This window comes from Dictyobacter sp. Z7_2 (assembly GCF_057551105.1).
Genome location: NZ_BAAJPE010000002.1, coordinates 4,073,452 through 4,097,733 on the forward strand (window position 1 = coordinate 4,073,452; position 24,282 = coordinate 4,097,733).

Sequence of the window (24,282 nt, forward strand, 5' to 3'; positions counted from 1 at the left end):
GAAGCATCGCTGAGATTTACTCAGCGATGAGGAGGTTCGTATCATCGAGGGCTGTAAGTAATTCATCGTCAAGTCGGCCAACCAGTATCTGGCGTCCATAGGGGATGTCTTTTTTATCGGCTTGCACGATGATTTCGTCCTTCTCATCCATAAACGCCTGGATAATATAGACTCCCTTTTTGGTCTCTTGGCGCAGCAGGATGGCTTTTTTTACCGGCTGATCTTTTGGAGCTTGCGTCTTAAAATACTTGATGGCAGCTTCGAATGTCAGTTCTGGTACGTATTCATCTCCTGACAGTGCATTCTTTCTCCCAATGGGCATCGCTTGGAACTGCTCGTTGGAGGCAAGATGCCGTGTCGCTCTGGAGAATATCTGATAGAAATTCATCTTTGCTCCTTTTCCTGGATGGTTGAATGCTATGTCAGAAGCACAATATCGTTTTCTTTCTTGAGGGTTTGCTCAAGTTTGTTTTCAAGTTTTTCTGCTTCGTAGATCTGCGTCGTCAGGATCTGCTCCTCTTCGACATCGTAGAAGCCGGTGATCACGCGTACTTTTCCGCTACTAATCGCTGTCTTGATGGCAAATGCGACCGCCTCTTTATTCAAGGGCTTATTTTGTCTGAGCCAGTTGTGCACAGTGTCGGTGGTAAGTGTCACAAGATAAATAATCACGGAACTTGTGAGGAAGGAGCCAGCGATGACACTGAGAAAAACTGAGAATGGATCTAGCGTAACTGTGATGAGTAGACCGATGCCGAGTAGCGTTAAAAATTTCATCTTTTTCCCTGGCCTCCTTACTTTTGCAACCATGCATCCACATGAACCTATTTCCGTCGTGACGGCATGTGCGTGTAGCTTGTATACCGTCTTTAGTATATCATAAAGCCTTCTTGCTATGGAGATGAAATATCCCACCCTTATGGATGCTTTCCACCGCAAAGTATTGCATTCTATCTTCTGGTCGGATTATAATGTTCTCGCCAATCTCTCTCTATCTATGCTGTCGATCAATACAACTCTCTTTTATAGTTATGATAGGGGACACCTGGCAACTTTCTATGCTAACAAGAATGTTTTTAGATTTTTGCACGATGAGTGGAGAATACTATTAGTATGTAGGGATGTTGGATGAAAAATGCGCGCTTTTCCAAAATAATCAGAACTTTATTGATAGTATTCCTGGTAGTTTTCTTTCTCCTGGTGATACTGTCGTTGATCACTGCTATACTTAATCCCCTGCATATCCCAGGTATCTCACCTGATATTATCCCGGTGCTCCTGGCCGCGATTACTGGCCTGGCGAGTATCATCCCGGTCATTACGGAATCAAATAAAGCCTCCCAGGAGGTTGAAGAGGGCAAAGCGCAGGCTGATGCGTCGAAACGCTTGCTCCCCTCCAAAAGGAGTCTCTCTCAGGGGGAGCAGACATATCGGGATTGGTTATACCATGCCATCGCTCAGTTTCGTCCCGAGGCGATGGGACATCCATTCAACATACGATCTTTCTATGTGCCAGAGAAGGTGTTCAGAGTCATTGTACGGAACTCTTTTGTCAGTCACACCGTCGCCATGCCTTGTCCTGCCAATGATATTTTTTATAATCAGCAGGATACACTTTTAAAGTATTTCAATGAACAGGGAGTACGGCTGACAAGCGTGCTTGATGCTCCTGTCAGCACAACTGAGGATGCTTTTCCACGCTACTTGCTTCTGGGTGAGATTGGCACTGGAAAAACCTATTCGCTGAAGCATTATGCATTGGAGATGTTGGATGTACCAACTCCCAGGAGTGGCTCAATCTTTCATCTTTTGAGGGACCGCGAGCTCTCATTTTCCTCCAGGAAGCTTCCCATTTACATCGAACTAAAAGAATTCGCCGGGCAGCTGTCGAAAAATGAATTGACGATGTTCGATTTTATTGTTGGTAAATTGGAAAGTATCGGTGTATCTGCGGCGCGTGAGTTATTGGAAGAAAAAATCAGGGCCGAAGAAATCATTTTTCTTTTTGATGGCCTGGATGAAACGCTGTCCGGTAAGAATGTGGAGGAAGCCAAAGCCTTGTATCAAAAAGTGATAGAGGCTATCAATATCTTTGCCATTAATCAGAAAAAGGTGATCCCGATCGTTGTGGCGACCCGCAAAAGCCGATATTATATCTATTCAGAGCAAGGATACAGCCTCAAGGGCTTTTCCGAGCTAGAAATGTTTGGCTTTAAACCTGAAGAGGATGTAGCTGATTTTGTTGAGCAATGGTTTGTTGAATATCCCAATCCGCTACCGCAGGTGAACGCCTCTCAATTAAATCTGCAATTAAAGCAGCAGATTCGTCTTCAGTTGCTGGCCACCAATCCACTGCTCCTCTCATTTATCGTGATTTTTTATCAGAACCAACCGGAAGATCTGGCTCACAATATGGTGCCGTTCTACGAGCAATGCGTGCGTGGCTTAGTCCACTGGAATGAAGGTCGTTCTCTCAACGTTTTTGAAAGCAAGCCAGATCTGATGGGCGCGATTGCCTGGAAGTTTCATCATGGAGCAGAGATAGCTTATCCCCAGGAAGAAATCCTGAAGACGGCCAGAGAATATTCGGCTGAAATACGGGCGCTACTTCAGAACGAGAACGTGCAGCCAGCCGAGATGTTCGTGGAGGAGATTATCGCTATTCATGGTATACTCAAGATGCAAGGCCAGAAGGGTTTAAAGAATTATTACGGCTTTTTATGCTTGCCACTGCAAGAGTACTTTGCAGCCAGACATGCCGCAGAGCACAGAGATGCCAGACGAGAGGTGCTCCGTCGACCGTCGGATGATCCATGGTGGAGCGAAGTTCAATTGCTCTGTAAGGCTATGTAACCTATCAAAGGGGCGTAAGCAGCATGAGTAAAGTCATAGAGATCTGTGGTTTTGTGATCGGGATGGCTCTACCGATAGCAGGTCTTCTACAATATATCTTCAAACATCAACGCCGTCTACATAGAAATGTGCTGATATTTTCCAGTGCCATTTGTATCTGCTCTGTGATCCTGATTGGACTAGAGATCTTGATTTCTATGGCGGAATACGAGACAAGTCAGGCATCCTTTAATCCACTGGAATTATTGATCGGGCTGATCGCAGCCCTGATTGGAATTATCTCTTTTCTGTATCAGCGCTGGTTGATCGTGCGAGCTGAACCAGCAAATTTTCAGCCAGGGAGCGCACAACTGGCGCACGATGGAAACATCAAGGGCTATTTAGCGAAGTTGCGTACCGATCCCTACATTGCGAGCATCCAAATTCTGGATATGGGTTCACCGATCAGCACAAAGGGCTTGTATGTCCAGATGAGGCTATTTAAGGTCCCCACATCGGCTTCCGAGGTCAAAAAGGACCAGTATGATGTCGATGATATCTTAGAGCGAAAAGAAGAAGAGCTCAAATCGCTGGCACAGAGATCGCTGTATCCAGGTAGAGCTATCAAGGAGTATCAACGCTGTGTGATTGTGGGGGATCTGGGTTCGGGCAAGACGACCTTGCTGAAACATCTGGCATTGGAGGCTCTCGATGGGCATTTCAATGACGAGCCGGATATCTTGCCCATCTATATTTCGCTGCACGCTTTCGCCCGCTCCAACGCCGATGATCTCCTGCACTTTGCCTCTTCGACCTGGGATCAGTACTATGGTTTTCCGCAGGCGGAAGCGTATGCCTACATGGAGCAGAAGTTGCGGACGGGGAAAGCGCTCTTGCTGCTGGATGGCTTGGATGAGACATTTATCGGGGCGACAACTTATGAGGCCGAGACTTCTTATGCTCGTGCGTTTGACAATATTCAGGAGATAGCTCTCCAGCCGCAATTTGAGCACGCCTATATCGTCGTGACGCTACGTAAGGCGGCTTACGAAGAGGGCTCGCGTACATTCTCGAATTTCACCGAGTTTGAAATCGTGGGTTTCCTTGAAGAGGATATCAAACAATTTGTGATGGCCTGGTTTAAATATCAGTTGCCGGGTGTCTCACAGATCAGCCCGGTGGAGCTGAGCGTGCAGCTCAATAGTAGCCAACGTATCAGAACGCTGGCCGCCAATCCGCTCTTGCTTTCATTGATTACGATGACGTATGACGTACATAAGGCTCTGCCCGAACAACGCGCGGTTCTTTTTGCCCAGGGCGAAGAGGCTCTGATGAAACGCTGGGATGCGACACGCGCTATTAATCGTCATACGGAGTTATCGCTTAACGAATTGCGGCAACTGTTAAAAAAGGTGGCCTGGCAGTTACAGCTCGATGGCTATTATGATTGGCCGAAAGAACGCCTCCTATCTATCATCACGGCCTTTACGCAAGAGAAAAAATTGGATGTGAATAGCGAGCTGGTCTTGCAGGATATGGTGGTGCAGAATGGTTTGCTCACGGTCCTGGAGCCCGAACTGTATGGTTTCTTGCATCCCTCGTTGCAAGAATATTTTGCCGCGCTCTATGCCATCGATCAAAAACAGTTAGCCGTCCTGCTGGAGAATCGTGCCAATACGCGCTGGGAAGAAGTGTTGCTCCACTATGCTGCGTATGCTCCTGATGTAGCTCTCTTGCTGCAAAAACTTTTAGAGCCAGGCTCCTCTTTCTCTTCAGATGAGGTTCTTTTTCATACGAGCCTGATCCTGGCTGGACGCTGCTTAACCTGCTATATTGGTCCCGGCCCGCTGGCGCACGAGCAGGAGGTCCATACGGCCCTGCTACAGACTCTGATTACTACTTCGTATGCCCTGACGCGTAAAAGAATCGCAGATACGCTGGTGGAAATTGGTGGAGCAGAGATTAGTCGACAACTGCTGGCGCTTCTCTCTCACGATAATGAGAAAGTACGTGAAGCCGTCGCAAGCAGTATCAAGCGCTATGGAGGTGGTACCATTGCTCCCTACTTGCTGGAGTTGCCTTCCGAGCAGCTCAGCGAGACCACTGCTCAAATGCAGGATGATAATATGGTTGATGGACCTTCTATCGTGCCTGGTCTGGCGCAATTGCTGGCGGCCGCTCAATCGAACGAGAAGCCATATAAGACCATCTCGGGGAGCTTAGATCCGCTGGAGGGACAAGCCCTGGTGGCTCGCTTGATGTCCTATCTTACGCAAGAGCAGATAGCCCCATCCATGCGCGTCTCCATCGTGCAGACGCTTGGCACCATCGGAGATGTCACGATTGCGTATCAGTTACTTACTCTGCTTGAAACTGCTGATGATCTTCCTTCAGATGTGCGTGAAGCGCTTGTCCAGGTGATTGGTAAGATCGGAGTGCCTGAGCTCGCTCCGCGACTGTTACAAATCCTGTCCACTGAACAGCATTTTGGTGTTGGCAGTTCGATTGTGCAAGCTCTGGGGAATCTTGGCAATACGACTATCATTGCAGAATTGGTGCAAATGCTTCAGAATGAGGAACTGGATGCCTCTGTACGTGCCTATATTGCCACTGCGATTGGCACATTGGGAACGAACAATACGGATACTATCGTTCCTGCTCTTGTCCAGATACTTGCTCGGCCAGATCTCGAATTGATTATTCGCAAGAACATCCTCCAGACTCTTTTAACACTGCGAGCAAACGTCAGCGTGCCAGATTTAATCCAGCTGTTTTCTCATCCGGCATTTGTCTCTTCTCCTGATCTGCAAAGTAGCGTCATTCAAATCCTGGGGAAGCTGGGTGATCCATCGATCATTCCCGAGCTTGCTCGTCTGGATATCGCTCCCTCTGATGTGACGCTGCGGGCGCAGCTGGCCAATACGCTGATACAACTGGGGGATCTGAGCAGGGTTTCTGAGCTCATAGACCTGCTCACAGACCCTCAACTCGATCCCTGGGTAGGAGTCGAAGTCGTGCATACCTTAATGCAAGAATCGCAGACATCGATCCATCCTCGTCTAATCCAACTCCTGACGAATCCGACACTGCACGTCCTGATCGGTACAGCTATCACACAAGAGGTACGCGAAAATGGCACGATCTCTTTGGAGTCAGATGTTGAGCAGGAACTGATCGCGATGCTTGAGAATGACAAGCTCGATTTGAAGATACGCAAGGGGATTGCTACCGTGCTGGGGACCGTGGATAATCATGAGATCATTCCTATTCTGCAAAGATTGTTGTCGAATGAGCAGCTGATACCGCTCGACGTACGATTCTCGATTGCTCAAAGCCTGGTCAAGCAAGGCGAAAGCTCTTTTGTCGTCCCCTTTCTGCGCTCCTGGCTTTTTGATGAGCAAGACGTGGATGAAAATCTGGCCGACGCCATCCATCAATTGCTCTGGAAAGTGAGGCGCAGCGAGAAAAAATTTGGCCTCACGTAGCGTCGCACGCTTGCGTGCGATGTCCCACTCGACGTACGATCAGGCACCCCAGCGTGGCTCGCCGCGTTCCTGCTGTCTCGTACGCTTGCGTGCGATGTCCCACTCGACGTACGATCAGGCACCCCAGCGTGGCTCGCCGCGTTCCTGCTGTCTCGTACGAGTCACTGGGACATCGCACGCAAGCGTGCGACGCTACAATGCTCTCAGACTTTGTATTTGGTTGCCAGGGCTTGTAACCAATTGGTTTGTTTTTCTGTCGGGGCAAAATCGCTCTTTTGGAGTCGTTTGGACATGTCGTCGATGAATTTACGTTCCTGCTCGCTGACGCGGGAGTTGTTGGCGTCAATGGCGTCAAAGAGTATTTTGAGGTTGCTGGCTTGCAACTTCAATTTTGACATCTGTGCTGGAGCGACAGCGCCCTCGGCCCGTGTCGCTACGGTTGCACTCTTCTTGCCCGGTGAGGTTTTTTTTGCGCGTGCCTCGGGTGCCTGTGATGTTTGCCAGCTATTGAAGGCATCGCGACTACCATTCCAGGCACCCAGGCCAGCGAGATAGTCGGCACGCTCATTATGTTCCTGACCGGCGTGTCCACGTACCCAGATGAATTTGGGGGCGTTTTTCCTATAGCTGAGCATCTTGCGATAGATCTCCCAGAGGTCGGGATTGGCTTTCATCTGATAGGTGCCGGTAGCTACTTTGATCGTATACTCGCTGTCACTGTATATGGTTAGCGGCAGCGCGGGCGGCGCTACCGAGAGAACTGCTAAGACGGCTGATATTTCTGCTCGATTGTTTGTCGTGGTTTTGGCTTTAGGGATATGTCCATAGCATTCAACATGGGGAGCCCCGGTAGAAATAGTTCCGTTGGGAGCGTCGGCCGCTGCCCAGAATAAAGCACTCCAGCCGGCCGGTCCGCCGGGATTTTTGATACAGGCACCATCGGTATAAGCGACAACGCCGCCGGGCTCGAGAGACGGCAATGAGGCCCGCAGATCAATGTTGAGAACCGCATCGAGAATAGATCGCCATTCGAGTGACTCTTGAATTTCGCTTACCACATCTCAACCTTTCCATGCATCTAAGTGAGACTTTTCTATAATAAATCTTGCCTTAGTATAGCGCCTCAGTTTTGCCATGTCGATACTTACGGGCATATTTGTACAAGTGTACTAATCCTACCACGCAGCGAGGAACTACTCACTGCCGTTCATCCGGGCTTAACCTTAACGCACGCCTGTATGTGTACGATAGAAGAATGCCAGATGGAAGGTTGTACCCTTGTTGACCTCAGATTTCACGGTGACAGAATGCTCAAGCTGTTTACATGCTTCCTGTACAAGGTAGAGGCCCATGCCAGTTGATTGACGATAGGTGCGTCCATTTTCGCCGGTGAAATATGGCTCAAAGATACGTGGGAGGTCAGCTGGAGGGATACCTATCCCCTGGTCAGAGATAGTGAGCGTCGCACGATCACCTTGCACCTGTGCCATCAAGCGCACTTTTTTGTGTTTGCCAGAGGAGTATTTAATCGCGTTGATCACGAGCTGATCGATGATACATGCCAGCCATTTCAGATCGGACAGAACCAGAATGGAAGGGTCGATCTGTACTTCAGGATAGACGGTGTTGCGCAGAAAGAATTGTTTGTTTTTGCGAATGATCTCGTGCGTGATTTTGTAGAGTGAGACCGGTTCGACATGAAAGTCGCTTTCAAAGGTATCAAGGCGTGCTGTATAGAGCGTCATATCCAAGCCTTGCTGAAGGCGATCCGTCTCTTCGCGAATACTCATGAACCGTGGATCATCCTCGTCTTGCGTGATGAGCGAGATCACCGACAGAGGCGCTTTCATCTGATGAACCCAGATGTTGGTGAAGGTCATATGCCTCTCCTGAGAGCGTTGATAATGGAAAAGACGTTCCTGGTAGAAACGGTATTGGGTATGTAGCAGGTCGGTCAATGCCTCACCAAGAGGAGAAGAGCCATAATTCAGCAGAGATTCATTGAGCGATGTCAATGGAGCGTTGAGCCGTCGATAAAAGATAAATTGGGTGAAATAGCGATAAAAAAGATATGTCATGAGGGTGAAAGTACAAAGCAGGAATGCATAGAGAAGCAGGTTCAGATTATGAAATCCTGCTAACCAGCAGATGAGAAGAAGGAGGCTGATTTGCAGCAAGTTGAGAAGTAGCAAGCTCGTATGATCGCGCAAAAAAAGTTTCATTGGGCTTTTCTCCAGGTATTGTTTAAACGATATCCCGACCCCCGAACAGTCTCCAGAGCGTCCTCGACTCCCAGCTCTTGTAATTTTTTGCGCATACGTGTCACGTACACATTCAACGTATTCTCCTCGACAAAGGTGGTGTCATCCCACAGAACTTCGAGCAGACGCTCACGACTCACCACACGGTCGATACGGTTGAGGAGACACTCCAGAAGTTGTGCCTCCTTTTTGCTGACGTGGGTGGTGCGTTCTGTCAGCGACACCTGTAAGCGCTCAGGATAAAGTATCAGCCCGGCGCATTCAACGATGCGCTCATCCGTACGTGCGGCGTAATCACCATAGGCACGACGCAGTTGGCTGCGCACTTTGGCAACCACGATCTCGTAGGAGAATGGCTTTGTAATGTAGTCGTCCGCACCATTTTCGAGAGCCATCACCTGATCCATCGTGCCCTCACGCGCCGAAACAAAGAGGATCGGGCAGGTGGAAACGTTGCGTATCTGCCGACACCAATAAAAGCCATCAAAAAAGGGCAGGTTAATATCGAGCAAAACAAGATCTGGCTGTATACGCTTGAACTCCTCGAGGACGTGCGCAAAATCGGTGAGAGGAACAACCACAAAGTTATATTTTTCAAGGTGAGATTGTAACAATTGCGCAATCTTTGGATCGTCTTCTACAATCAGAATCGTGGATGTTAAAGACATACCAGAGATACTCCTTTTTTATCGTCAGTATGCTCAGTATACCGTAAAATTGTATCAAGACATTGCATTTCATAAAGAATGAACCCAAAAGTAGCGTTGGATGCTTTGCATACTCTGCAATCAAGTGGATTGTGATGTCTACTTGACGTAGAAGACAATACAAAGATTTGTTAAAAAAGGACGCGATCCCTTTTAACAAATCCTTTTTAGTCCCTTTAATATATGTTAATATCAAAGAGATAGAGTATTACCGTATCTGTTGATTAGTACAAAGGAAGATTATGGAACGTGATCTTATGGTGTCATCCGCCGATCTGGCAAAAAAACGACGCTCTAAGATATGGCATGTACGGCGTTGGTTCTCGACCGGTCAAGCTTATCTGTATCTGCTGCCAGCATTTATCATTCTGGGCATTTTTTTCTATGCTCCATCGGTTTTTGTCTTCTATATGAGCTTATTTAATTGGAGCTTCTTACGTCATACGGAGCAGCCATTCATTGGTCTGGCGAACTATGCGTATCTGTGGACGAGTCCGGTCTTCTGGCAGGCTGTACGTGTGACGCTGGTCTATGTGGTCATCGCCGTACCCATCCAACTTTTTCTGGCGCTCCTGCTCGCGCTCTTTTTAATGCCGGGTATCCGTGGACGAGCGTTCTGGCGTCTGGCAATCTTTGCGCCGTTTATTACGCCGCTGGTTGCCACAACAACGATCTGGCTCTGGATGTTTGATCGCTATTCTGGCTTCTTCAATGGGATTCTGCATCTGTTTCGTCTCTCATCGATTGATTGGCTGGGCGATCCTCGTTGGACTCTGGTGAGCCTGATCTTGTATACCACCTGGAAATATACTGGCTTTAGTGTGGTGCTCTTTATGGCGGGCCTGGGAAATATTTCCCCCTCATTATCTGAGGCTGCTCGTGTGGATGGGGCACATGCGGGACAGATTTTACGCTATATTATCTGGCCGTTGCTGCTTCCGATTACTCTGGTGGTGATGCTTCTGACGACGATTGAGTCCTTTAAGATGTTTCAGCCGGCCTTTCTCCTGACAGGTATGACTGGTGGCACTGATAACGTGGTTCGCACGTTAGGTTTATATCTGTTTGAGGAAGGTTTCTCGACCAATCCACGTGATGGGCGTGGTGCGGCTATCTCGGTCGTGCTTTTTTTGTTGGTCTTTACGATCTCAATGGGACAGCTCTTTTTGACGCGGCAGAGAGATTATGCCATGGATTAGTGGCAGTAATCCTCATAGCGGTCTCCCGGGCAACTTCTTTTGATTGTACTCGTGCGCCTGACACGTTTTGTGCTAACACAATAGGAGTGGTATAGATGGTTCGTACTTATCATGCTGACGAGAGCAGCTCACAACTCTCTCGTCTCAATCGCCGTAAGACATCGCCATGGTCTGGGAAACGTTTGCAAGTCGGCATCCGTTATTTTATCATTCTCATTGCCGCCATCTGTTCAATCTTTCCGCTCTTCTGGATCGTTGTCACCTCGCTGCTCACAAAGCAGAGCGCAGCCGATGTTAATCCTCATTTTATCCCTGACTGGCAATGGTCAAATTATGTGCAGACCTGGAATCTAGCGCCCTGGGCGCAGTATTTTTTCAACAGTATCTTTATCTCGCTTTGCACCGTGGCCCTGGCTCTGATTACCTCGTTGCTGGCAGGATACGCCTTTGGTACTATGAAATTTCCTGGCCGCCAGGCCTTATTTTTGTTGATCCTGGGGTTGATTATGATCCCTTCGGAAGCAACATTGATTCCGAACTATCTGATCGTCTCTTCGCTGGACTGGATTAATACCTATCAAGCGCAAATCATTCCTTTTGGGGTGAGTATTTCGGGGATCTTTCTGCTGCGGCAATTTTTTCTCTCGCTTCCTCCGTCGCTGTGGGAGGCGGCTCAATTGGATGGCTGTAATCGCTTTACTTTTCTCTGGCGCATCGCCGCGCCGTTGGCAAAGCCAGCCCTGTCGGTTGTTGCACTACAAGTCTTTATCAGTAGCTGGAATGCATTTATCTGGCCGTACCTGGTGACCAATACGGACGCGTTGCGCCCGGTTGAAATTGGTTTGCAGGCGTTTGTCAACGGAGAGGGCGGAAATGATCCAACGGGATTGGCCGCCGCTGTGACATTTACTACGTTACCAGTTTTGATTGTCTTTCTGATTGCCCAGCGCCAGTTCATCGAAGGGATCTCGGCTGGTAGCGTCAAGGGTTAATATCAAAGAAAGGTTTTTTATGACTCATTCATATTCTCGTTTGCTCTCTGTATGTGCAGTGATCATGCTGCTTGTGCTGTCCGCGTGCGGAGGTGGAACGACGCCGAGTCCGAGTACAGATAGCAATATTGGTGTTCTCGACTCGAACAAGCAATACACGGTCAACTTCTGGGAGGTTTTTGCGACAGGTGCTAACAAGACGGCGCTGGCTTCGCTGGTGAAGCAATATACCGATACCCATAAAAACGTCAAGATTAATTTGCAGGCGTATGATTCCTATGGCACTCTCGAGACGAAAATCAATGCAGCCATTGCGGCCAAACAGCCTCCGGCCATTGCCCAGGTCTATGAAAGCTGGGCCACGCAGTATCAGCAGAACGGCGATATCATGTCCTTGCAGCCCTTGATTGCGGGGAAAAATGGTTTGAGCCAGTCGGACTTGTCCGATTTCTATGGACCTCTCTTGAAGGATGGTCAGATCAATAACGTGCAATATATGTTGCCCTTTAACAAGAGCGACGAAGTCCTGTACTATAACGACACACTGCTGAAGAAAAACAACTTACAGCCGCCTACGACGCTCACCGACTTCGCCGCCGATGTCAAGAAACTGACGAAAGCTGATGGGTCGCAATGGGGACTGTCACTGACCCCGAGCGTGGATGAATGGGCCACGATGTTTAAAGATCTGGGTGGCAAAAACTTCGTTTCGGCAGACAATCAGAGTGCCCTCTTCAATCAAGGGAGCGATGCACAATATGCCAAACAGGCGCTTGATCTCTTAGCACCGCTGGCAAAGTCGGGCGCGGTGCATGTTACGACATCATATAGCTGGCAGAACGACTTTGCCAGTCAGAAATCAGCCTTCGCTTTGAGCACCATTGCCAGCTATCCATTTATCAAAGATGCCGCAGGTGGCAAATTTGCGTTTAATGAAGCCGCCTTTCCTGGTGGGCCAGCGGGTCAGTTCACCGAATTATATGGCACGAACCTATCGATTTTTAACGGTATCAGTGACGATACGCGTAACGCTGCCTGGGATTTCATGAAATTCCTTACCAGCACCAGTGCAAACGCCTCGTTTGTGCAGCAGACCGGCTATATGCCGATCCGCCAGACCGCGTTTAACAGCCAGAGCTTACAGAGCTACTATGCTCAGAATCCTGCGCGTAAGGTTGGCCCTTTACAAATTCCCAATACCTATGTCGCCTCAGCGGCTCCTGGTTGGGATAAGTGTAGCTCTGAGATTACCAATAATTTTGCCAGCGTCTTAGGCGCGCATAGCACCTCTGACGCTGCGCTTCAGAAGATGTCGCAAGCCTGCAACAACGATCTGAGCCAATAATTTCCTGATCTCTATTGTGAGGAGTACATCCTTCTGTTAAGACAGGTACTTTCAAGGAGGATAGCAGGTCAGCCTGCTATCCTTATTTTATGGTAAGTGCTTTATGCGTTTTCATCAGGAGAGTGCGCTATATAATGTGCTGCTCATGTGCAACGCGTATGGCGGCACTACGCGATGATACCTGGAGCTTACTGTAAATATTCCCTAGATGCCAGTTGACGGTTCGTGTACTGACGACAAGTTCGGTAGCGATCTGAGCATCAGTCAAGCCATGGACGACCTTCTGCAATATTTCAAATTCGCGCCTGGTCAGCTCAAATGGGAGTGGCGTGCTGACTGGCTGCACGGTTGGTGCGGTAGATGGCGTTACGGAGTCGCCATTTTGCGTCTCAATGATGGGTTTCTGGATCAACTGCTGGATACTGCTCTGCTGGCCTGCTTGCCAGAGCTGATGGAAGTATTTCTCTGATAGCTTGCTACGCAGAGTCTTGATCATCGTCTGGTATTCAGCCTGCTCGGTAGTATTCATCTGAATCTCAATCTGGAAGCGCCTCTCGGCTGCTCCCAGGAGTCGTGTGGCCTGCTGATATTGTTGCTGGGTAATCAGGAGACTTGCCCATCCAGTGAGATGCCAGCCCATCTGTGTATCATTCTTCAACTGATCTGCCAGTAGTAATCCCTCATGAAAGGCATCGGTTGCCAACGCGCTATCTCCTTGCCGTGCTGCAACGTAGCCTAAGCTGTGGAGCGCATTCGCGATCAATAAAGCATAACCCAGCTCGCGAAAGATCGCCAGACCTTGCTGGACAAGGGCAATCGATTGAGCGTTATTGTCCATATGAGCGCTTAAATATCCCAGATTTTGCAGTGCGGTGGCGAGAAGATAGCGATCCTCTAGCTGCTGAGCCATCATGAGGATCTCTTGATTGAGGTCCATCGCCTGAGCGAAATCATGTTGCAACGTGACGACGACGAGCAGGAGAGATAAAACTTTAGCTGTCAGGGACGGATCACCAATGTTGCGCGCAAGTGTCAGGCTCTCGCGTGACAGTGTATCGGCTTGATCACTTCGTCCCAGGCTCCAGGTCAGAAAGCCCTGAGCGCGTAGAATCAGTGCCAATTCCCATTGATAGTTCTCTTGGCGACAGATCTGCTCCGCTTCTGTCAGGCATTGCTGCGCCATCGCGACATCATCCTGCTCTTGATGATAGTAGAAGCCAAGACGATAGAGGCTATAGGCGCACTCACGCTGTAATTGTAAGCTGTGACCCAGCTCCAGGCTTTTTACTAAGAACTGCTTTGCGGCTGGCATGTCATTTTGATAAAAGGCAAGTTCTCCATAATAGGTCAGGACACGAACGTAGGCTGGCGTTGGAGGTAACCTCTGAGCCAGATCTAAAATAGTTTGCATCGATGCGCGTGTCTCGTTCCAATATCCACGTAAATATTCAAAGCGAAAGAGGGCACTGGAGAGGCGTAGCGCTGCGTGAATCTCATCCTGCTCAATAAACCATTGCAGAGCGGTTCTGAAGTTCTCGCGTTCTTGATCGAGTTGATGAAGCCAGAATGGTTGTTGCGGTCCTTTGAGCAGGGACTCGCTTTGCTCGGCGTAGGCGAGGTAATAATTGGCATGGCTTTGATGGACTGTCATGACATCATCAATCTCTTGCAAACGCTCATAGGCATAAGCCTGGATGGTTTCCAGCATTGAGTAGCGGCGCTGACCTTCGCGTCCATCTTGAAATGTCAGCAGGCTCTTATCGAGCAGCGAGGAAATGATATCGATGGTTGGAAGTGAGCTCTTATCTGCTTGCATGGCTATTATCTGCTCAATGGCATCAATGGTGGCACCGTGACGAAAGATTGAGAGTGTTCGAAAGACAAACTGCTCTTGCTGATTGAGCAGATCGTAACTCCAGGTCAACGTCTCCCATAGCGTCTGTTTGCGTTGCGCGTGGAGGGTGCCTCCGTTGGTCAGGACAGTGAAACGTTTTGAGAGCTTTGTCAGCAGCACCGCTGGCGGAAAGAGTTTCATCCTGCGTGCCGCCATCTCAATAGCTAACGGGAGACCATCCAGTCGCTTGCAGATCTGAATGAGGGTTACGATATTTTCATCTGTGATGTCGAAAGTTGGGATAGTTGCCTGGATGCGTTGAAGAAAGAGTTCAACCGCAGCATACATCAATGCTGTATCTCTGGTCAGTCTCTCCGTATCTGGCGGCAATTGAAGTGGAGCGACCGGATACTCCTGCTCTCCCGGTATATACAGGACGCTGCGACTGGTCAGCATGATTTTAAGCTGGGGACATCCCTGTAATAGTTCCTCTACCAGGGAGGCTGCGTTGGTGATGTGCTCGAAGTTATCAAGAATGATCAGGACTTCTTTGCCGCTGAGGAATTGTTTGATCTGCTCAAACACGGGCCTCTCACCCTGAAGTTGAAGCTCAAGTGTGAGGGCGATGGCGCTATAGAACTGATCTTGCCTGTCGAGTGAGAGTAATTGTACAAAATAGATGCCATAGACGAATTGCTCGCGCATCCGTTGGGCTACCTGAATGCTTAAGCGTGTTTTGCCAACTCCGCCCGGTCCAATCAGTGTCAGCAAGCGTAGCTCAGGCCGTTGGAGCAAGTCACAGATCTGCTGTAGTTCCTGTTGGCGTCCAACAAATGAGGTGAGTGGCGATGGAACATTCCAGATAGGTAACCTGGGCGTTTGTTGGAGTAATGATTCTATGCTTGCTGATGTCGCAGAGTTGTTCATCACTAAATCATCCTTGATATCCCAGATGTTGCTCACCTGGCGTTTAGCCGGACCAGGCGAGCTGTTTTGTATCATGTTGGGAGTTAAAGAGGACGCACATGCATGCTCTCAAGTACTATCCATGGTAATGGTGGGGCCAGGGTGCCAGGATGCATCGCGGTGGGATCAGGATTGGTCGGATTGGGTGGTGGCGGATCAGATTCAGTAGGCTCAGGAGCCAGGGTGCCAGGATGCATCGCGGTGGGATCGGGGTTGGTCGGATTGGGTGGTGGCGGATCAGGCTCTGTGGGATCGGGATCTGTTGGGTCGGGAGCCAGAGTGCCAGGATGCATCGCGGTGGGATCTCCATGGTGAAAAGTAATGATCGTGTTGCCCTGGCTGTCAGTACTTTGAGTGGGATTTGTGTGATCCTGTGCCAACATGATTGTATTCCCGGAGATTGTAAATATGATAGCACCGCATTCAGGACATGTACCTTCCAGGCTGGCAATTCCACTACCTTTACTATCTTGATTACTCGAACTTGTCATAATCGCCTCTCTTGCTGTGGGCTTTTTTATCCAATACCCAAACATACGCTTAACCAGTGCCCGTATCAAATGTCGAGCAGAAATAGGGACAATATTATAGAAATCTCTTCTTCTGATCTGTCGAGGATTTCTATTCCTAAACTATTCTGATAAACGCGTATATCTACATTAATTTGGGTATGAACAGTTTCTATGAACAATTTGGATACTCTTAATCGTACAAAATCCCAAAGGTGTAAGAGATAGGGGACGAAATGTGGAATGTGATGGTTTATGGTAGAATTGTGTTGTTTGGAGTTTGCACACTGTGTAATGCAGTGGTTTTGAGATCGTTGGTTTTTGAAATTATGGTGTCTATGCATACAACGCAAGTTACACGTCTATGTAGTATGGGCGGGCTGGGCGATCCGCTAGCTGAGCCTACAGTGGTTACTGGTGGTTTGCTGCATCGCATGTGGAAGTTGAAGACGACGCAAGGGACGTTTGCGGTGAAGCAGCTCAATGCGGCTATTATGAAGAGGCCGCATATTCATGAAGAGTATCGTTTAGCGGAGCAGGTTGCCGCCACGATGGCTATCCATGGCATTCCGGCGCTGGCGGCTTTGCCAGATACGCAAGGCGATGTGCTCTATGATGTCGATCAGATGTCTCTGCTGGTCTATCCGTGGATCGATGGAGAGACGCTCTCGGCTGCTGCGGTTGATCATGTGCGCGCTCGACAGATAGGATCGGTCCTGGCTCGCATGCATGCACTTCAGCTTGAGGTTCCAACGACTGCATCGTTGGAATGGGAACATTTTCACGATGATGATTGGGATGTGCTGACATTCCAGGCATCTGAACTGGCCCTCCCCTGGACGAATCGGGTGCGAGCGGCGCTCCCTCGTCTGCTGGAGTGGACGCGGGCCTATGAGCGGGCTGGCCTGTCGCTGGGACAGCGTATGGTGATGAGTCATCGCGATCTGGGTCAGAAGAATGTGATCTGGAGTGATGCCACTACTCCCTGGCTGATCGATTGGGAGGGGGCTGGCCTGATTAATCCGACGATGGAACTGCTCAGTGTGGCTCTCTATTGGAGTGGCGTGGAGCTCGGCCCTCCTGCTGAAGATGTCTTTTCTGCGCTGATCGATGGCTATGTGGAGGCTGGTGGGATGATCCAGGATACCGGCATGGATGCTTTGCATGGGTTTATGGGAACCTGGCTTGCCTGGCTGCTTTTTAATATGCGTCGCTCGCTGGGAGAATCGGTGACGAGCGAAGAAGAACAACTACTGGGGATACGGGAGACATCTACTACGCTGGCCATCTTACAATCTCTGGCGGCTCATGAGGAGACATGGGCTGCTTTGATCGATGCTCGACGTTGATCTACATTTTGTTATCTCGATGCTTATGAGATAACGTGTCGCTGTTTGCCACCAAAAGGATATTTTCACATGACTCTGACAACATCGCGTACCGCTTCTGGAGATGGAGTTCAGCCGTCAGCTGAGACTTCGCTGCCACGTAATCCAGGCATGCCTCTGGATATGGGATGGGTGAATCGCGTCCATATTAATCGTAGCGCCATCGAGCGACGTGCCGCCACGCTGCCCACGCGTCGCTCTGTGAAGAAAGTGTGGCAGGCGGCCTGGCTCTTACGTGCCGTCACCTGTCTGGATCTCACCACGTTGTCGGGAGATGATACGGCTGGCAATGTGCTGCGTCTATGTGCCAAGGCGCGCCAACCAGTGCGTCAGGAACTGCTCGATGCTCTCGGCTTCAAGCATCTGCATGTTGGAGCAGTGTGTGTCTACCACACCTTTGCCGCTATCGCCGTTGAAGCTTTAAGAGGTTCTGAGATTCCAGTGGCGGCCGTCTCGACCGGCTTTCCTGCAGGGCTGAATCCTTTTGAGCAGAAGTTACAGGAGATCACGGCTTCGGTTGGGGCGGGTGCACGCGAGATCGATATCGTGATTTCGCGCCGCCATGTGCTGACTGGCGATTGGCAGGCGCTCTATGATGAGGTGAAGGCTTTTCGCTCTGCCTGTGGTGAGGCACATATGAAGACGATTCTGGCTACGCACGAACTGGCGACTCTACGCAATGTTGGTATGGCGAGTCTGGTCTGTATGATGGCGGGAGCCGATTTTATTAAGACATCGACCGGGAAAGAGCCGGTCAACGCGACACTACCGGTCGGGCTGGTAATGACGCGGGCGATCCGCGATTATTATGAACAGACCGGCTATAAGGTGGGTTTTAAGCCTGCGGGCGGTATTCGGAGCGCGAAGGCGTCGCTGGACTGGCTGGCACTGATCAAAGAGGAATTGGGGAATGAGTGGTTACAGAATACGCTCTTTCGCTTTGGGGCCAGCGGCTTGCTGTCAGATATCGAGCGTCAATTGGCGCATTTTGTGACCGGTCAGTATGCGGCGACCTATGAAAATCCGCTGGTCTAGTTGGAGGTTGTGCATGAGTATTATGGATATCTTTGAGACCATGGAGTATGGTCCCGCGCCAGAAGCGCCTGCTCAGGCCCTGGGCTGGATTCAAGAGCATCAGCCCTTTCAGCTCTTCATCAACAATAAATGGATACAGCCTGCGCAGGGCAATTATTTTGAGAGTAGCAATCCTGCGACCGGACAGGTACTGACGCGTATCGCCGCCGCCGACTCATCCGACGTGGATGCGGCTGTGACGGCGGCTCGGAAGGCTTTTACATCGTGGAGTAAGACATCTGGTCATGTGCGTGCCCGCTATCTATATGCGCTGGCTCGCAACATCCAGAAGCATGCGCGTCTGCTGTCAGTATTGGAATCGCTCGATAATGGGAAGACGATCCGTGAGACCCGCGATCTCGACATCCCTCTTGTCGCTCGTCATTTCTACTATCACGCGGGCTGGGCGCAACTGATGGAGAGCGAGCTTGCCGGCTATCAGCCAGTCGGCGTGGTGGGACAAATCATCCCCTGGAACTTCCCCCTCTTGATGATGGCCTGGAAGATTGCTCCGGCGATCGCGATGGGCAATACGGTGGTGCTGAAACCCGCTCGCTATACCTCGCTGACCGCACTCAAGTTCGCCGAGATCGTGCAGGAGATTGGCCTGCCGGCTGGCGTGATCAATATTGTGACTGGTGAGGCCGGACAGGCCGGAGAAGCGCTCGTCAATCATCCAGATGTGGACAAGATTGCTTTTACGGGCTCAACTGATGTCGGTCGCAGTATCCGACGCTCGACGGCTGGCTCTGGCAAAAAGCTCTCGCTTGAGCTTGGAGGGAAGTCTCCGTTCATCGTCTTTGATGATGCCGATCTGGATAGCGTGGTCGAGGGCGTCGTGGATGCGATCTGGTTCAATCAGGGACAGGTCTGTTGCGCGGGCTCGCGTCTGCTGGTGCAGGAGAATATCGCGGAGCGCCTGCTCACAAAGTTGCGTGCACGGATGGAGCATCTGCGTATCGGCAGTCCTCTCGATAAGACGATGGATATCGGCGCGATCATCTCGCCCGCGCAACGTCAGGAGATCCAGAATCTGGTCGATAAAGGCGTCGCCGAAGGTGCGCAATTGTGGCAGCCCACGACCGCTTGTCCCACCGATGGCTCCTTCTTCCTGCCAACGCTTTTGACCAACGTCTCTCCCGCCTCGACAGTGGCGCAAGTCGAGATATTTGGTCCAGTACTGGTTACGCTCACCTTCCGCACCCCTGCAGAAGCGGTTGAGGTGGCGAACAATACGCGTTACGGTCTGGCGGCCAGTATCTGGAGCGATAATATCAACCTGGCTTTGGATATCGCTCCGAAGCTCAAAGCTGGCAGTGTCTGGATTAATAGCACCAATCTTTTTGATGCGAGCAGTGGCTTTGGCGGCTATCGCGAGAGTGGATTTGGGCGTGAAGGCGGCAAGGAGGGTTTATATGAGTACCTCAAGCCGTCCTGGATGTCGCACAAAGCGAAGCCGCAGAAAGCTGTCCAGTCTCCCAAAGCTGAAGACTCTGAGGAGCTTGATGATCTGGATGATCTGACTGGTAGTTTGCCAGAGATTGATCGTACGCCCAAATTGTTTATCGGTGGCAAGCAGACGCGTCCAGATTCGGGCTATAGCATGGTGATTACGTCTCCCAACGGACGCGTGATTGGCACTGTTGGCGACGGCAATCGAAAAGATATCCGCAACGCCGTCGAGGCAGCCCATAAAGCCAGTGGATGGGCGAATAGCTCGCCGCATAGTCGCGCCCAGATTCTCTACTATATCGCCGAGAACCTTGCCTCACGCGAAGCCGAGTTCGCCCGTCGTATCGTCGAGCAGACCGGACACAGTATCAGCGATGCTCGCGACGAGGTCCAATTAAGCCTCTCACGCCTCTTTAGCTATGCTGCCTGGACCGATAAGTTCGAAGGAACTATCCATCGTCCACCCATGCGTGGCGTTGTCCTGGCGATGAAAGAAGCGGTTGGCGTGATTGGCATCGCCTGTCCCGATGATGCTCCCTTATTAGGTTTTATCTCGCTGGTCGCGCCCGCCATTGCCATGGGAAACACCGTTGTCGTTGTCCCCGCGACACAGTATCCCTTGAGCGCCACCGATAGCTATCAGATCTTCGAGACCTCTGATCTGCCAGCAGGTGTCGTTAATATCGTCACGGGCGAGCGCGGCGTCCTGAGTCAGGTGCTGGCCGAGCATCATGACGTCAATTCCGTCTGGTACTTCGGCTCAGCTGCCGGATCGAAGCAGATAGAGTTGGCTTCCGGCAGCAACATGAAACGTACCTGGGTCAATTATGGGCAGCCACGTAACTGGTCCGAGCGCGTCCAGGGCGAAGGAGAAGAATTTCTGCGCGAGGCGACCCAGGTAAAAAATATCTGGGTTCCCTATGGAGAGTAGTCTTAACTTTTAAAGACGATATCGCCTGCTTGTACGAGCACGGGCGTGGACATGTCTGGTAGTCGGGCATAAAATCCCCGTGTACCGTAGTTGAGAAATTGCAGCGCCTCTTTGATCTGTCCCCCGGACAGATCGGGGGCGTTTTTGAGCACAAACTGACTGAATTCGAGACATGGTGTGGCGATGGTGATACGATTGAGATAGATGAAATCTGATGTTTGGGATGATTGAATGGCCAGCGTCTCTCCCAGGTCTTCGAGCAGATAGCACTGCTCGGTCTCGATGAGGATGTTTTCGCCGGCCGCTCCCTCGTAGACGTGTTCACCGTATCTCTCGTGGATCTTTTGATAATGAGAGGTGAAGTTGAATGAGATATCGTTCTCGCCGCCTCTGTTGCGCGTCTTGATGTGTTGCAGATTGTGTACATCGATGAAGGACGTATCATCGTCGGCGATTCCAATGGCCCCCATGGTTGTCAATTGAAGCGCTTTGACGATTTGCAGGGGACTGGGATCGTAGGTCTGCGGCTTGGGACCGAGTTTCAATCCAAAACGTTGAATCTGCACGTGTTTAATCTGTCCGATTGGCTGCATAGCTGTCCCGCTTTCATCAATGCTTAAATAACCTCTATATCTAGAAACCCTTAACTATAGTATAGATGTTTTTATGCAAGAATGAAAGTTGTATATTATATGTGAGTGCGATTCATAAGTGTCGAGCGCAGCGAAGACGTAGCGTCGCACGCTCGCGTGCGATGTCCCTGTAACTCGTATGAGACTGCTGGCTCTCGGCGCACCACGCTCGCCTGTCTGATCGTACGTCGAGTGGGACATCGCACGCGAGCGTGCGACGCTACGTCTTCTATTTTCCAACGACTGAGCGTAGATCCTGCACAACCTCCTCCAGTTGTTCGGCTGCTTGTGTTGCCGATGTGGCTCCCAGATTGAATTGCTCGGTCACCTGCGTGGCGACCTTCAGGGCGGTGGCGAGCTTCTGGTTGCTGGCATTTTGGAACTGCATGGCGTTTTCAAGGTACTCGGTGGCGCGATTGACGGACATGAGTGCCTGTTCTGCCTGTTGGGGAGGGATCATTGCCCATTGTTGTTGCAAGTGTGCGGTGATCTCTTGCAGGTTGTTGGTGGCAATGATGGCGGCATCGGTATAGTATTGGATCGATTGTAAGCCAACCTGAGAGGAATCCACGACCCAGACTTGCTCGCTGGCGGCCTCTTGTTGTCCTTCGGCCAGAGTAGTCAGTGCCTGGCTGCTGCCCAGTAGATAGTCGACGACTCGCATGATGGGACGCGTGATGCCTTTTCCTGCGATGAACCCTCCGATAGCGACGATGAGCGAGGCGATGCAGGCCAGGATGACAATGTTGATCATCTGCTTGTTGGCGATGTCTGTGACGGTATTGCCGGGGCTGACGACGAAGTATTGCCAGGGCATACTGGTCAATGCATGGCGTACAACCTGGAAGTTATCCTTTTGTCCGCCTAACTGATCCTCAAAGGTTGCAGTTGCAGTCTTTTGCTGGTTACTGGTGGCGATCGCTGGATCGGCGTTGACTTTGACCTGTGATTGGTCGCCGTAACGTTGTTCGGCCTGGATCTGTTGCTGGGCGGTTGGATCAACTGGAGCTACGCTGGTAAAGAGTTGTGCCGTATTATCATCCGCCACGCGCACCCCATTATTATCCAGGATAAAGGCGTAGCTGCCCTGCCCAATCGTATTTTTATCCTGCCCGACCACATTTTGCCAGATATAATCGAGTCTCAGCGTGGAGCGTATGAAGCCGGTAAGTGGCGATTTTGTTCCTGGCAGGGCCGGTGCATAAATGGGCGAGTAGATATCGACGGATGCTTGCTTCTTTTGTGGATTGTAGAAGACGGGCGAGATAAATGTTTGTCCTGCCTGCACCTGCTTGAGTTGATCTGTGGTGAGATATGCCTCTCCGTGCTTCTGTGGAGTTGTTGGATAGGCAAGAATCACGTTGCCCCTGGTATCGAAGAGCGACCAATTCGTATAGCCTTTATCACGGCTCAGGCCTGCGACCAGCGCGAAGTTGGCGTGCGTTCTGGCGTTTACATCTCCTTGAGTGGCGGCGCCTCCAGCCAGGAAGGTCTGGACACTGGGTACCTGCGTGAGCGTCTGAGCATCCAGGCGGCGCTCTTTGAAGTAGTTATCGATCAACTGGACGCGCGTCTGAGCATCGCTCGTCATGGTATTGCGAGCCTGCGTGATCAAGGTTGGACGCGTCTGCAAGTAGATGAAGGCCAGTACGAGCAGTAACGGGATGACTGCCGCGAAGACGTAGCCGATAGCGATGCGTGTCGGTAGAGGAAACCAGCGACGTCGTCTGGCTGGCGATTTTTTTTGATCCATAATCTATCGTTTCCTTTGATCGGTGTATACCTATGGACATTCAGATTTGCTGTAATCAAGCGTCTCTGTAATAAACTTACAAAAAATGTGTTCAGGCACATCCTTTATCCGAATGCAAGGAAATATTATTGAAGTTGAATAATGCCAACGCGTTCTAAATCTTTGAGTAGCTGTATGACTTCTTCTGGCTGACGATTTACTAAACGCACTAATTCTGCGCACGATCTCTGGCCATCGATGAGGAGGTAGAGATGTCGATGAAGGCGCGAAATGTTTGCCTGTGCAAGCCGATACATTCCTTCATCCGCAGCATAGATGCGGCGTGGCACTAGAGTTGCATATGTCGATATAGGCTCTGTTCTGGGAGAGAACTGTTGTTGTCTGGGCGAGAATTGTTGCATGGGAGAGAATTGTGTTGGGATACCTTGCGCAGGCAAGTGGGCAGAATTTTGCCTCTGTATTGCCGGCAACGGTGACGATGGCTGACGACTCTGCGGTAAAGGAGCAGTCTCATTTTTAACCACCACATTGGTAAAGACAAAACGACATTGCCCCCAACTCTGTAACCAATGTAATGCGGCCTGTCCCTCGAGTTGTCCACATTGCGCAAATGTGACCTGACCATGGACAAACTTAAGCACTCCCTCTTCTCGTTGGGAGCCAATCTGGCGTTCCGCCTGGAGCTCACCTGTCTTGCGGCCCATCTGTAACACCTGAATTACATTAATGAGTTGATCTGTTGCAATACCCTGTCGTGATGGCATGCGTCTCTTTCACCCGTCCTCTCACTAGCACATTTCTATCTCAATGGTAACTTCGTACGAATGCCCCCAATGTATAGATTACACAAGCATAGCATAAAGAACGAGATTTGTAACATTTTTTTTGTGAAAGCAGACATAATGGTCTATATAGAAGTTGG

General features: G+C 50.3%; 19 protein-coding genes. 8 read left to right on the forward strand and 11 right to left on the reverse strand.

What is annotated here, in order from left to right; all coding sequences use genetic code 11:
* Positions 1-16 precede the first annotated feature (16 nt).
* Both AC27N8_RS30565 and AC27N8_RS30570 read right to left on the reverse strand, forming a co-directional pair.
* Positions 17-388 carry a hypothetical protein gene (locus AC27N8_RS30565; RefSeq protein WP_487072611.1) on the reverse strand — a complete coding sequence of 124 codons (372 nt, stop codon included), beginning with the start codon at positions 386-388 and terminating at the stop codon, positions 17-19.
* 29 nt (positions 389-417) lie between these two features.
* Positions 418-777: a hypothetical protein gene (locus tag AC27N8_RS30570; RefSeq protein ID WP_487072613.1), complete on the reverse strand. Its 360-nt coding sequence runs from the start codon at positions 775-777 to the stop codon at positions 418-420.
* Positions 778-1,212: 435 nt separating this feature from the next.
* On the opposite strand from AC27N8_RS30570, the gene AC27N8_RS30575 reads away from it, so the two are divergent.
* Together AC27N8_RS30575 and AC27N8_RS30580 are read left to right on the forward strand one after the other, a co-directional pair.
* Positions 1,213-2,853 carry an NACHT domain-containing protein gene (locus tag AC27N8_RS30575; RefSeq protein WP_487072615.1) on the forward strand — a complete coding sequence of 547 codons (1,641 nt, stop codon included), beginning with the start codon at positions 1,213-1,215 and terminating at the stop codon, positions 2,851-2,853.
* A 23-nt stretch (positions 2,854-2,876) separates the two neighbouring features.
* A complete protein-coding gene (locus tag AC27N8_RS30580) occupies positions 2,877-6,317 on the forward strand; it encodes a HEAT repeat domain-containing protein (RefSeq protein ID WP_487072617.1) in 3,441 nt (1,146 codons plus the stop codon).
* Here AC27N8_RS30580 and AC27N8_RS30585 read toward each other — a convergent pair.
* The 4 genes from AC27N8_RS30585 to AC27N8_RS30600 all read right to left on the reverse strand — a co-directional run bounded on the left by AC27N8_RS30585 (position 6,310) and on the right by AC27N8_RS30600 (position 9,246).
* Positions 6,310-6,582 (reverse strand): hypothetical protein, encoded by a 273-nt coding sequence (locus tag AC27N8_RS30585; protein WP_487074841.1) that lies wholly within the window; start codon positions 6,580-6,582, stop codon positions 6,310-6,312. The genes AC27N8_RS30580 and AC27N8_RS30585 overlap by 8 nt on opposite strands.
* Positions 6,521-7,375: an RNase H family protein gene (locus AC27N8_RS30590; protein WP_487072619.1), complete on the reverse strand. Its 855-nt coding sequence runs from the start codon at positions 7,373-7,375 to the stop codon at positions 6,521-6,523. The genes AC27N8_RS30585 and AC27N8_RS30590 overlap by 62 nt, the downstream gene beginning before the upstream one ends.
* Before the next feature lie 165 nt (positions 7,376-7,540).
* Positions 7,541-8,539: a sensor histidine kinase gene (locus tag AC27N8_RS30595; protein ID WP_487072621.1), complete on the reverse strand. Its 999-nt coding sequence runs from the start codon at positions 8,537-8,539 to the stop codon at positions 7,541-7,543.
* Entirely contained in the window at positions 8,536-9,246 is a 711-nt protein-coding gene (locus AC27N8_RS30600) for a response regulator (protein ID WP_487072623.1), read from the reverse strand. The genes AC27N8_RS30595 and AC27N8_RS30600 overlap by 4 nt, the downstream gene beginning before the upstream one ends.
* A 281-nt stretch (positions 9,247-9,527) precedes the next feature.
* Here AC27N8_RS30600 and AC27N8_RS30605 point away from each other — a divergent pair, with 281 nt between their 5' ends.
* The 3 genes from AC27N8_RS30605 (at position 9,528) to AC27N8_RS30615 (ending at position 12,821) form a co-directional block, all read left to right on the forward strand.
* Complete coding sequence (locus tag AC27N8_RS30605; RefSeq protein WP_487072625.1) at positions 9,528-10,484, forward strand: carbohydrate ABC transporter permease; 957 nt, start codon at positions 9,528-9,530, stop codon at positions 10,482-10,484.
* A gap of 95 nt (positions 10,485-10,579) precedes the next feature.
* The gene (locus tag AC27N8_RS30610; RefSeq protein WP_487072627.1) at positions 10,580-11,476 is read left to right on the forward strand and encodes a carbohydrate ABC transporter permease; all 897 of its coding nucleotides are present in this window, start codon (positions 10,580-10,582) and stop codon (positions 11,474-11,476) included.
* Between the two features lie 19 nt (positions 11,477-11,495).
* The gene (locus tag AC27N8_RS30615; RefSeq protein WP_487072629.1) at positions 11,496-12,821 is read left to right on the forward strand and encodes an ABC transporter substrate-binding protein; all 1,326 of its coding nucleotides are present in this window, start codon (positions 11,496-11,498) and stop codon (positions 12,819-12,821) included.
* Between the two features lie 127 nt (positions 12,822-12,948).
* On the opposite strand, the gene AC27N8_RS30620 is transcribed toward AC27N8_RS30615, so the two are convergent.
* Positions 12,949-15,582, reverse strand: a complete 2,634-nt coding sequence (locus tag AC27N8_RS30620; RefSeq protein ID WP_487072631.1) for a LuxR C-terminal-related transcriptional regulator — start codon at positions 15,580-15,582, stop codon at positions 12,949-12,951.
* Between the two features lie 83 nt (positions 15,583-15,665).
* A complete protein-coding gene (locus tag AC27N8_RS30625) occupies positions 15,666-16,112 on the reverse strand; it encodes a hypothetical protein (protein ID WP_487072633.1) in 447 nt (148 codons plus the stop codon).
* Positions 16,113-16,468: 356 nt separating this feature from the next.
* On the opposite strand from AC27N8_RS30625, the gene AC27N8_RS30630 reads away from it, so the two are divergent.
* From AC27N8_RS30630 to AC27N8_RS30640, 3 genes are all read left to right on the forward strand, one after another.
* Positions 16,469-17,479, forward strand: coding sequence for a phosphotransferase (locus tag AC27N8_RS30630; RefSeq protein WP_487072635.1), 1,011 nt, complete (start codon positions 16,469-16,471; stop codon positions 17,477-17,479).
* 69 nt (positions 17,480-17,548) lie between these two features.
* Positions 17,549-18,553, forward strand: a complete 1,005-nt coding sequence (deoC, locus tag AC27N8_RS30635) for a deoxyribose-phosphate aldolase (RefSeq protein WP_487072637.1) — start codon at positions 17,549-17,551, stop codon at positions 18,551-18,553.
* A gap of 13 nt (positions 18,554-18,566) precedes the next feature.
* Positions 18,567-20,975, forward strand: a complete 2,409-nt coding sequence (locus AC27N8_RS30640) for an aldehyde dehydrogenase family protein (protein WP_487072639.1) — start codon at positions 18,567-18,569, stop codon at positions 20,973-20,975.
* A gap of 2 nt (positions 20,976-20,977) precedes the next feature.
* On the opposite strand, the gene AC27N8_RS30645 is transcribed toward AC27N8_RS30640, so the two are convergent.
* The 3 genes from AC27N8_RS30645 to AC27N8_RS30655 form a co-directional block, all read right to left on the reverse strand.
* Positions 20,978-21,568 (reverse strand): hypothetical protein, encoded by a 591-nt coding sequence (locus AC27N8_RS30645; RefSeq protein WP_487072641.1) that lies wholly within the window; start codon positions 21,566-21,568, stop codon positions 20,978-20,980.
* Between the two features lie 268 nt (positions 21,569-21,836).
* A complete protein-coding gene (locus AC27N8_RS30650; protein WP_487072643.1) occupies positions 21,837-23,360 on the reverse strand; it encodes a cache domain-containing protein in 1,524 nt (507 codons plus the stop codon).
* A gap of 125 nt (positions 23,361-23,485) precedes the next feature.
* Positions 23,486-24,124: a DUF4388 domain-containing protein gene (locus tag AC27N8_RS30655; RefSeq protein WP_487072645.1), complete on the reverse strand. Its 639-nt coding sequence runs from the start codon at positions 24,122-24,124 to the stop codon at positions 23,486-23,488.
* Positions 24,125-24,282: the final 158 nt, after the last annotated feature.

Bases quoted from the DNA above. Each gene is read 5' to 3' on its own strand.
- AC27N8_RS30565 (WP_487072611.1), bottom strand. From the start codon at position 388: ATGAATTTCTATCAGATATTCTCCAGAGCGACACGGCATCTTGCCTCC.
- AC27N8_RS30570 (WP_487072613.1), bottom strand. From the start codon at position 777: ATGAAATTTTTAACGCTACTCGGCATCGGTCTACTCATCACAGTTACG.
- AC27N8_RS30580 (WP_487072617.1), top strand. From the start codon at position 2,877: ATGAGTAAAGTCATAGAGATCTGTGGTTTTGTGATCGGGATGGCTCTA.
- AC27N8_RS30595 (WP_487072621.1), bottom strand. From the start codon at position 8,539: ATGAAACTTTTTTTGCGCGATCATACGAGCTTGCTACTTCTCAACTTG.
- AC27N8_RS30600 (WP_487072623.1), bottom strand. From the start codon at position 9,246: ATGTCTTTAACATCCACGATTCTGATTGTAGAAGACGATCCAAAGATT.
- AC27N8_RS30605 (WP_487072625.1), top strand. From the start codon at position 9,528: ATGGAACGTGATCTTATGGTGTCATCCGCCGATCTGGCAAAAAAACGA.
- AC27N8_RS30610 (WP_487072627.1), top strand. From the start codon at position 10,580: ATGGTTCGTACTTATCATGCTGACGAGAGCAGCTCACAACTCTCTCGT.
- AC27N8_RS30615 (WP_487072629.1), top strand. From the start codon at position 11,496: ATGACTCATTCATATTCTCGTTTGCTCTCTGTATGTGCAGTGATCATG.
- AC27N8_RS30620 (WP_487072631.1), bottom strand. From the start codon at position 15,582: ATGAACAACTCTGCGACATCAGCAAGCATAGAATCATTACTCCAACAA.
- AC27N8_RS30625 (WP_487072633.1), bottom strand. From the start codon at position 16,112: ATGACAAGTTCGAGTAATCAAGATAGTAAAGGTAGTGGAATTGCCAGC.
- AC27N8_RS30630 (WP_487072635.1), top strand. From the start codon at position 16,469: ATGCATACAACGCAAGTTACACGTCTATGTAGTATGGGCGGGCTGGGC.
- deoC (WP_487072637.1), top strand. From the start codon at position 17,549: ATGACTCTGACAACATCGCGTACCGCTTCTGGAGATGGAGTTCAGCCG.
- AC27N8_RS30640 (WP_487072639.1), top strand. From the start codon at position 18,567: ATGAGTATTATGGATATCTTTGAGACCATGGAGTATGGTCCCGCGCCA.
- AC27N8_RS30645 (WP_487072641.1), bottom strand. From the start codon at position 21,568: ATGCAGCCAATCGGACAGATTAAACACGTGCAGATTCAACGTTTTGGA.
- AC27N8_RS30650 (WP_487072643.1), bottom strand. From the start codon at position 23,360: ATGGATCAAAAAAAATCGCCAGCCAGACGACGTCGCTGGTTTCCTCTA.
- AC27N8_RS30655 (WP_487072645.1), bottom strand. From the start codon at position 24,124: ATGCCATCACGACAGGGTATTGCAACAGATCAACTCATTAATGTAATT.